This window comes from Lyngbya sp. CCY1209, assembly GCF_055795065.1.
Genome location: NZ_JAYFER010000267.1, coordinates 1 through 9,356 on the forward strand (window position 1 = coordinate 1; position 9,356 = coordinate 9,356).

The following is a 9,356-nucleotide window of genomic DNA, read 5'->3' on the forward strand; positions in this document are numbered from 1 at the left end:
TCAAACCCTTATAGAAAAGCCGTTTCAGTTTCCGACTCCCTAATACCGACGGCCTCGGACCGCGCGCAGCGCTATAATTCCCAAGCTAACAGCCCAAATCATCTAAAGATGATTGAGGAGTTGGCCTCACAGGCCTCACAGGCCTCACAGGCCTCCATGCCTGCGATCCACCGCCGTTCAATTTTTTGCTACAATTCCCAGCGACGATCGCAATGTTGAGAGATCCGGGCTGACAAAATTCGATTTCACTTGCATAGATCGGTTCAGATCGACGGCTAACCCTTATGGACACACCCTTTGAGATCACCATGCTGATGGTGATTACGGTCATCAGCGGTATCGGTGCTCAAGTTGTAGCGGACTACTTCAAAGTTCCGGCCATCGTCTTCTTGCTGCTGTTCGGGATTCTGGTCGGCAATGACGGCCTAGGATTGGTTCACCCCAACCTGCTCGGCGACGGCTTGGAAGTCATCGTCTCCCTCTCCGTCGCCCTGATCCTGTTTGAAGGCGGCCTGAGCTTGGAATTGCGGGCGATCGGAGAAGTTTCCGGCAGCATCCGCAATTTGGTGACGGCCGGGACTTTGATCACCTTGCTCGGCGGCGGGATGGCCGCCCACTGGCTGGGAGAATTTCCCTGGCCGATCGCCTTCCTGTACGCCTCCCTGGTGGTCGTCACCGGCCCGACGGTGGTCGGCCCCCTGCTCAAACAAGTGTCCGTCGATCGCCCCGTCGCGGCCCTCCTGGAGGGGGAAGGCGTCCTCATCGACCCCATCGGTGCCATTTTGGCCGTCCTGGTCCTCAACGTCGTCCTCAGCGGCGGCGCCAATCCGGTGGAACTCTTCCAAGAACTGGTTGCCCGCCTGGGCATCGGTGCCACCGTCGGCGTCGTCGGCGGTGCCCTGCTGGGTTGGAGCCTCAAACAAGCCCAGTTCATGTCCGAAGACCTCAAAAATTTGGTTGTCCTCGCCGCCCTCTGGGGACTCTACGATGTCGCCGAACTCGTCAGCAGCGAATCCGGGCTGATGACGGCGGTGGTGGCCGGCATCATGGTGCGCTTCGTCGGAGTGCCGGAAATTCGCCAACTGAGGCGCTTCAAGGGACAGCTCACGATGCTGTGCGTGTCGGTGTTATTTATCCTGCTGGCCGCGGATCTGTCCTTGCAAAGTATCGTCGCCCTCGGCTGGGGTAGCGTCTTGACGGTACTCGCCCTCATGTTCGTCGTCCGCCCCCTCAACGTCTGGCTGTGCACCCTCAACAGCAAGCTCAACTGGCGGCAAAAATCCTTCATCTCGTGGATCGGGCCGCGGGGGATCGTATCCGCTTCCGTATCCTCCCTGTTCGCAATTTTGTTGACCCAAAGGGGGATCAACGGGGGAGATTCCATCAAGGCTCTGGTGTTCCTCACCATCATCATGACCGTGGTGACGCAGGGACTCACCGCCCGCTGGGTGGCCCGAGTGTTGGGCGTCACCTCCAGCACCGCCACGGGCGCCGTCATCGTCGGGTCCAACCCCATCAGCCGCCTGATCGGCCGGATGTTCCAGGAGCAAGATGAGTCCGTCGTGATCATCGATACAGACCCGGAGGCCTGCGAACGGGCTAAACACGAGGGCCTGCGGGTTTACCAAAGCAGTGCCCTGGATACGAGCGTTTTGGAGGAGGCTGGACTCGAATCGATGGGGACGTTCCTGGCGATGACGAGCAACGGCGAGGTGAATCTGGTTTTGGCCCAGCGGGCGGCGGAGGAATTTCAGCCCCCCCGGGTGCTGGCGATCTTCCCCCAGGAACCCCAAAAGAAAAATTCCAACCACAACGCCAAGGAGAAGGTGAAACAGGCGTTTATTCCGGAGTTCCCCCTCAAGCAGTGGAACAAGTATGTCGAAGAACGGGAAGTCAAGTTGGGGGAAACGTTGCTCAGACAACCCGGATTGGAGTTTCAACGATCGCACCTACAGGCGATGATCCGCTCGGGTGAGTTCGTCCCCCTGTTGCTCAAGCGCCAAGATCAATTGCAGGTGATCCCGGTGGAAGAAACCTGGCAGGCGGGCGATCGCATCATCTATTTGCTCCACGACCCCAAGCCCAAACTGCTCAAACGCCTCTCCGGCTCCCAACAGACCGACCTGACCTTGGAAAAACATCCCGTGGTTGAGGAGGTCCCGATCCCGTCCCCCCAAAACCTGCAGGATCTCGAACCGATCGCCGTCGAAGACAACAACGCCTGAAGCGGCCGCGGCGAGCCGGGGGAAATGAATGGCAGCGGGTCAATTATCAATTGTCGATTGTCCATAATCAATTTTCCGGAAAGAGGCCTCACCCGACCGGAGGGAACCAGTTGGCAAACTGTCCACTCTACAGACCTATGCGAGCTGACGGAATACCGATCACGATCGCCGGTTCGCGATCGCCTAAAACCCCGATCTCACAAAGGTTTTGAACCCTCGCTGCCCCCGACACCCGGTCTGTTCGGTGGGGTTGACCCCACCCGCGATCGCAGTTACTTCAGAGAGTGGTACACCTCAATCCCTGTTTGGATTTCGTCCCTCCTACTATTCAAACTGTAGAGAGTTGAATCAGGACGGGGATGGATTGAAAGCACTTTCCCACCCAGCTCGACCTCTGCAATGGTTCAATCACCGAGGTCTACACGATGTTTGTCAACACCAATGCCGCCGACACCCCCGACACCCCCGGAATCTCCACCCTCGAAGTCGAAACCTTGGCGGAAAAACTCCTGCAAGAACTCCAAAACCTGCTCGGCACCCAACCCGCCAGCAGCCGCTCCGTGATGATGCGGATCGCTCTGGAAGTGGAGCGGATCTGCAACAAGAGCAAGCGCATTCAGGAGTCCGGCGAGATCGGAACCTGGCAACTGAACCTCGGCCGCCACCGCCTGCAAAAGTGCCTGCAATACTACCGCCTCGGTTCCCGCCAGGGCCGGGTGGAACTGCACTCGAATCTGGCCGCGATGGTTTACCGCCACGTCGCCTCTTTCCACTCCAACCTGCACTTCCAAGCCCGGTACAATTTGATCGAAGATTTCCTGCAAGGGTTCTACATCGAGTCCCTGCGCGCCTTCCGGCGGGAACACCCGGTCGGGGAAGACTACACCCCCCGCACCCAACTGGAACTCTCGGAGTACATGGCCTTTACTGAACAGTACGCCAAGCGCCAGATCGGCCTGCCGGGCCGCAACCGCCAGCGCCTGATCGTCCTCCGCGCCCAGGGGTTCGCCAAGGGTCAACCCCCGGAAATGTCCCTGGATATCGAGTTGGCGGTGGAAGGGGGCAAGACGGAGGAGGCTGAAGCCCAGAGCCGTTCCCACGCCATGCAGCAAATTCGCGAACAGATGGTTTCGGAAATGGTCGATCCCGCCGATGCGGTGCTGCGCGATCGCGTCATCGCCGAGCTGGTGCAGTACCTGGAATCTCAGGGTCAGTCCGAATGCGTGGATTACCTGATCTTGAAATTGCAGGATTTGCAGGCCAGCGACATCGACAAGGCCCTCAATCTGACGCCTCGCCAGCGGGACTACTTGCAGCAGCGCTTCAAGTACCACGTCGAAAAGTTCGCCCGCTCCCACAACTGGAAACTGGTCCACGAGTGGCTGGGCGCGGATTTGGATCAAAAGCTGGGCATGACCGCCGAGCAGTGGGAGGCGTTTCACAAAGAGCTGTCTCCGGCTCAACAAACCCTGCTGCAACTGAAGCGGGAGGGACGGGGCGACAAGGCGATCGCGGCGACTCTCAAATGCACCCCCAAACAGGTGCACAAGCGCTGGGCGAAACTCCTGGATCTGGCGGCGGGCTATCGGAATGATGACGGGGCGTCCGCTTGAAGGGGGGGCGATGGGGATCGGTCTTTTCCAAACTCCTCCCGGTCACCCCATCCCTTTCCCCTCGCGGGACGGTTATTGATAAGAATTTTAAATCTAAAATTCCCATCGAATTGGCCTGAATCGCCACGATGGCCTGACAAATTAGATACAGTAGATCGAAGTAACGGTTTATTAAGAAATCGACGGCTATGTCAGTCAATCTTGCGCCGGCTTCTGCTGGGTTCCCCCGCTTCTCTTCGGAGCGGGGATTCGCCCGAGACCCATCCGCACGGGCCGGGGCTTCCAGCCAGCCAACACTCACTCAAGTTTTTACAGCGATTGATGCCGATAGCTGTCCGACATCCTACAATTTTCACATTCATACCACGAAATCGGACGGACAGCTCGATCCGATCGCTGTGATACAGCAGGCGATCGCGATCGGACTCCGGGGACTCGCCATCACAGACCACCACACCACCGAGGGGTATCGGGCGGCTCAAGATTGGTTGGACCGCTGGAAAATCGACCACCCGGAACGTCGCGCCGACACCCCCACCCTGTGGACCGGCATCGAAATTAATGCCGGACTGCTCAAAACGGATGTCCACATTTTGGGATACGGGTTCGACACCAACTCGCCCTGCCTCCGCCCCTACCTGCGACGTCAAGTCGCCCGGGGTCGGGAATACGATGCCAAAGCGGTCATTTCCGCTATCCAAGCCGCGGGGGGAATAGCGGTTCTCGCCCACCCGGCTCGATATCGCCGCCCCGCCGCCGAACTCATTCCCGAAGCCGACCGTTTGGGTATCGACGGGGTGGAAGTTTACTACAGCTACCGCCATACCAAACCCTGGCGCCCGACTCCCAACGTCACCGAACAAATTCAAGCGTTGGCGAAAACTCACGATCTACTGCAAACCTGCGGCACCGATACCCACGGCACCGATATCTCGTTGAGGCTTTAGGGATCGATGTTTGGGCGGCCAGTCCCGCTCCGGAACTGACCGTCATTTTCCATGAAACTGAGTTGGGAATTTCAAATCAAACCGCCCCTCCCATACTCATTACCATCAGAAAAGCCAACAGTAAGACCAGAAGTAGAAAGGTCTGGAATAGGGTTTGGGTCGCTTTTGAAGGTAGGTTGGAAGTTTTCATACGGCCTCCGTCTCATGTCATGTTCAGTTGACATCCACCTAAAACCTAACAAGAGAATTCGAGGGCACCCCGGATTTCGCACAAATCTTAAACTAATGCAATCCTTCTTTACCAAACGAAAGAGAGCGGGGAGCCATTTCTTAACACTATTGTGTCAGTCCGTGTTCGAGGGCGTAGCGGACTAACTCCGTGCGGCTGTTGGTTCCGGTTTTGGTAAACAGGCGGCTGACGTATTTTTCCACGTTGCGGACGCTCGTTTCCAACCGGCGGGCGATTTCTTTATTCATCAGCCCTTGGGCGACCAAATCCAACACGCTTTGCTCCCTCGGCGTCAGGTCAATTTTGATGGGAGAGGGGCTGGGACTGATCCCGCTTTTGCCCTTCAACATATTTTCGATGCGGGCAATTTGTCCGGCCAGGGCGGTGATGTCCGGAGCCCCGTCTTCCCCTTCCGTGCGGACCCTGGCGCGGCGTTCCAGCAGGTTTTTGACGATCGCCACCAGTTCTTCGGGGTCGAAGGGTTTCGACAGGTAGGCGTCGCAGCCCGCCTGATAACCCTGGATGCGATCGGTCGTCATTCCTTTGGCGGTCAAAAAGACCACGGGGAGGGCTTTGAACTTCGGATCTTCCCGCATTTGTTGCAAAAACTGATACCCGTCCACTTCCGGCATCATGATATCCGTGATCACCAGATCGGGCAAATTTTGCTGCAACAATTCCCACCCTTCCCGGGCGTTACTCGCCACATCGACGAGAAAATCGCTGTCTTCCAAATAGGCTTGAACCGCTTCCCTCAATCCCGGTTCGTCGTCCACCAATAACAAACGGGCGGGAAGGGACGGTACGTTGTCTCCCGATCGCTCATTTCCTTGGGCTTGACTCGACATCGGCACTCTACCTTTTTTCCCTAAAAATTCAGACTTCTAATCTAGAATGTAACGAATTTTGCCCCTTTCAAACCTCTGTCAAAGGATCGGTTTTCCCGGCCTGAACCGAACTTGAAATTTTCGGTTTGATCTCCGAAAGACCGACCCTCCGACGGCAGGTTTTCCCGATCCTACACCCGATCGCGATCGGTCAAAATTTCGTAGCCGTTCTCCGTCACCAACACGGTATGCTCAAATTGAGCCGACAGGGAATTATCCACCGTCACCGCCGTCCAGCGATCAGAGAGGATGCGGGTGAACCGCGACCCCGCATTCAAAATCGGTTCGATCGCCAGCGTCATCCCCGCCTTCAACTTCACGTTGGGCAAATCGTAGGTGCGGACATTAAAAACCGAGGGTTCCTCGTGCAAATTCCGCCCGACACCGTGGCCGGTGAACTCCTCCACGATCCGAAAATTATTGGCTTCCGCGTGATCTTGAATCGCCCCGGCAATATCCAGCAAATCGGCCCCCGCTTTCACCCGTTCGATCCCCTTGTAGAGGGACTCCTGGGCCACCCGGATCAGTTTCGCGGCTTCCGGAGACACCTCGACGACGGGCACGGTAATGCAGGAATCCCCGTGAAACCCCTGATAGTAAGCGCCCGTGTCCACTTTCAGCACGTCCCCGGTGCGGATCACCTTATTTTTGCGGGGGATGCCGTGGACGACCTCGTTGTTGAGGCACACGCAGATGGTGGCCGGGAAGCCGTGGTAGCCCTTGAAACTGGGAACCGCCCCCATTTCCCGGATGCGGCGTTCCGCGTAGGCGTCGAGGTCGGCGGTGGTCATCCCCGGTTTCACCAGTTCCGAGATCTCCTTGAGAACCGTGGCGACAATTCGGCTGGCCTGCCGCATGATTTCGATCTCGTCGGGAGATTTGACGTGAATCCCGCGACCCCGCTTTTTGATCGTGGGGGGGGTCGGTTTGGGTCGGGTGGATTTGGAAATCAGTTCGCCGAAAAGTTTTTTCATTATTTCGATATTTGATCAACTAAAAATGGATATTCCGGAATGTTGCAACCTTTTTTAAATTGTAGCAATTGTTCGATACCCCCGATCTATGTCACCGTCAAATCCGGCCGTTCGGGTACGGTTTTCAAGCTGAAACTCCAGCCATGTTGCTCGAACCCCAGCGACCGATAAAAGCCGTGGGCGCGATCGCGTTTCAAGTTCGATGATAAGGTCACTTTGTAACACCCCGCCGCCGCGGCCAGGGCGATCGCTTCCTTTATCATCTCCCGGCCGAACCCCCGCCCCCGACTATAAGGCATCACGGTGACGGCATCCAATACCGCAAATTTGTGAAACCCCCGGTGCATGAAGGTCGGAACCGTCAGCAGCGAAAAGGTCCCCACCACTTCCCCCTCCGACTCGGCGATATAAATCCGATAGTCGGGAATTGCCCGAATTTGCTCGAACAGGGTTTCGACCGTTTCGGGGGGGAGTTCCGATTCCCCGTCCATCTCGGCATACAAATTATTTAACGTCGATAAATCGGCCACAGTTGCGATCCGGATGTCGAGTTGCATCGCCTTAAAACTCCTTGATCCAAGTTTCGATCCCTTGCAGGATCATGTCGATGGAAAACGTCCCCAAAATCATCGCCGTCGTCCGTCCGGCAATGTCGATGTAGCGCTCGATCAGGGCTTCGTCGCGCTGTTTGACATAATCGTGGAGCCATTTAAAAAACAGAATTGAAAGGGCCGTCATCGATAAAGTGAAGGCGATCGTGACAGCCGACAGCGGGGGCGACAGCCGACTCCCCGCCAGGACGCTGGCGCTGATGGTGCCTGGCCCGATCATGTAGGGCATGGCGATGGTGATGGCGATATCTTTGGGCTGTCCGCGCAACTGTCCGAGCGCCTGACTTCCCCCGAAGAAAAAGCGGATGGCGAGGATCAAAAAGATGATGCCGCCAAAAACCATGAATGATTCAAATTCTACCTGCAAAACTTGGGTGAAAATTGATTCCCCGAACCAGGCAAATAAAATGAATACAAATCCGCTGATTGTCGTCCCCCGAATCAGGTAGTTGGCAAAAATTTTAAAATCCAATTCTTGAATCAAATCGATCAGGTAAATGCTCATCAAAAAGGGATTCAAAAGCACGAATAAGAAGGTCGAGGATTGCAGCAAACTGTCGATCATATCAATTCGGCTCCGGTTCTGAAGCCTAGATGCATTTGAATAATGGATTCTCGGTTGTTTCGATTCCGGTTGTACACTTTAACATCGAGGGCGGCGGACGATCGCGCCCCGGTTATTGTAGCCCATCATACAACTCAGACCTCGATTGTACCCCGAATTTATCGCTCCGACCGGAGGAAAAAAATCGACGGGAGTCGCACCCGGGGCTAATCCCCGATCGATTAAAAAATATGTTAAGTTTTATGTAGATTTTCATCCGTGCGACAGGGGGGGCGATCGCGCTCCCCCACGGCTGAAGGAACTCAATTCTCCATAAATCGGCAATTTGGAGAAATCTATCCCCAATTTCTCCCGAGCTTGCCATTGCAATTTTTCATGAAGTTTATTTACGTTATATTACGATGCTGAGAGAAATTAACCCGACGTTCGCGCTGAGGCGCACGTCAACCGCGATCGCGATCGCCATTCTCACCCTCACCCTCACCGCCGCCCTCTCCGGGGCAATGCTGGCGTTTTACTACGAACCCACCGCCGGGGGCAGTTATCATTCTTTGGAATATCTCAACAACGAAGTCAACTTCGGTTGGTTAGTACGGGGACTGCACGACTACGCCGGAAACTTCGTCATCGCCCTCGGTTTGGTGCAGATGGTGGTCATGTTTCTCGGACGCCAATTTCGCGCCAGTTGGCTGACAGGTTGGATTAGCGGAATTTTCTTGATTTTGGCAGCGATCGGATTGGGATGGACCGCCATGTCCCTCGACTGGAGTCAGACCGGATTTTGGCGATTTTCCATCGAATTGGGCACCGTGGAAGCGATTCCGGCGATCGGGCCTTTGCTGCGGGAGGTCCTCACCGGGGGCGGCGGCATTTCCACCGCCACGATTTTGCGGCAATACGCCCTCCACAGCTACATTTTATCCGTCGGCGCGATCGCCGGGGCCGTCGTCCACCTCGTCGGCTTGCTATTCCAAGATCGCCGGGAACGCCGGATACAACTCGAAAAGCGGGAGGAAAAAGTCGAACAGATGTTGAATCAAATCATCGAAAAGCGGCAGTCTGCCGAGACGGATGAGATGGAATCCGCCCGCCGAGAGTGAGGAAAATTCAAACATTCCCATTATGATCGGGAAATCGGCCCCCCGACCGAATTTGAGACTCTCGCCCTCACCCCCGGCCCCTCTCCCAATTCTGGGAGAGGGGAGTCCAGTCTCCGGTTCCCCCCTATCTCCCCCCTTACTCCCCCCTTACTCCCCCCTTTCTCCCCCCTTTCTCCCCCCTTTCAAAGGGGGGCTGGGGGGGATG

General features: G+C 56.2%; 8 protein-coding genes. 4 read left to right on the forward strand and 4 right to left on the reverse strand.

The window, feature by feature from the left end; genetic code table 11:
• The first annotated feature begins 284 nt into the window (after positions 1-284).
• From AC0QHF_RS07575 to AC0QHF_RS07585, 3 genes are all read left to right on the forward strand, one after another.
• The gene (locus AC0QHF_RS07575) at positions 285-2,225 is read left to right on the forward strand and encodes a cation:proton antiporter (RefSeq protein WP_324703593.1); all 1,941 of its coding nucleotides are present in this window, start codon (positions 285-287) and stop codon (positions 2,223-2,225) included.
• 425 nt (positions 2,226-2,650) lie between these two features.
• Positions 2,651-3,838, forward strand: a complete 1,188-nt coding sequence (locus tag AC0QHF_RS07580) for a HetZ-related protein (RefSeq protein ID WP_324703594.1) — start codon at positions 2,651-2,653, stop codon at positions 3,836-3,838.
• Between the two features lie 188 nt (positions 3,839-4,026).
• A complete protein-coding gene (locus AC0QHF_RS07585) occupies positions 4,027-4,785 on the forward strand; it encodes a PHP domain-containing protein (RefSeq protein WP_324703595.1) in 759 nt (252 codons plus the stop codon).
• Positions 4,786-5,121: 336 nt separating this feature from the next.
• Here AC0QHF_RS07585 and AC0QHF_RS07590 read toward each other — a convergent pair whose 3' ends face one another.
• The 4 genes from AC0QHF_RS07590 to AC0QHF_RS07605 form a co-directional block, all read right to left on the reverse strand.
• Positions 5,122-5,862 carry a response regulator transcription factor gene (locus tag AC0QHF_RS07590; protein ID WP_324703596.1) on the reverse strand — a complete coding sequence of 247 codons (741 nt, stop codon included), beginning with the start codon at positions 5,860-5,862 and terminating at the stop codon, positions 5,122-5,124.
• A 170-nt stretch (positions 5,863-6,032) separates the two neighbouring features.
• Positions 6,033-6,875, reverse strand: coding sequence for a type I methionyl aminopeptidase (gene map, locus AC0QHF_RS07595; RefSeq protein ID WP_324703597.1), 843 nt, complete (start codon positions 6,873-6,875; stop codon positions 6,033-6,035).
• 86 nt (positions 6,876-6,961) lie between these two features.
• Entirely contained in the window at positions 6,962-7,432 is a 471-nt protein-coding gene (locus tag AC0QHF_RS07600; RefSeq protein ID WP_324703598.1) for a GNAT family N-acetyltransferase, read from the reverse strand.
• Positions 7,433-7,436: 4 nt separating this feature from the next.
• Positions 7,437-8,051: a MarC family protein gene (locus AC0QHF_RS07605; RefSeq protein ID WP_324703599.1), complete on the reverse strand. Its 615-nt coding sequence runs from the start codon at positions 8,049-8,051 to the stop codon at positions 7,437-7,439.
• A gap of 401 nt (positions 8,052-8,452) precedes the next feature.
• Here AC0QHF_RS07605 and AC0QHF_RS07610 point away from each other — a divergent pair, with 401 nt between their 5' ends.
• Positions 8,453-9,151: a cytochrome b N-terminal domain-containing protein gene (locus AC0QHF_RS07610; RefSeq protein WP_324703600.1), complete on the forward strand. Its 699-nt coding sequence runs from the start codon at positions 8,453-8,455 to the stop codon at positions 9,149-9,151.
• The last annotated feature ends 205 nt before the right edge of the window (positions 9,152-9,356 follow it).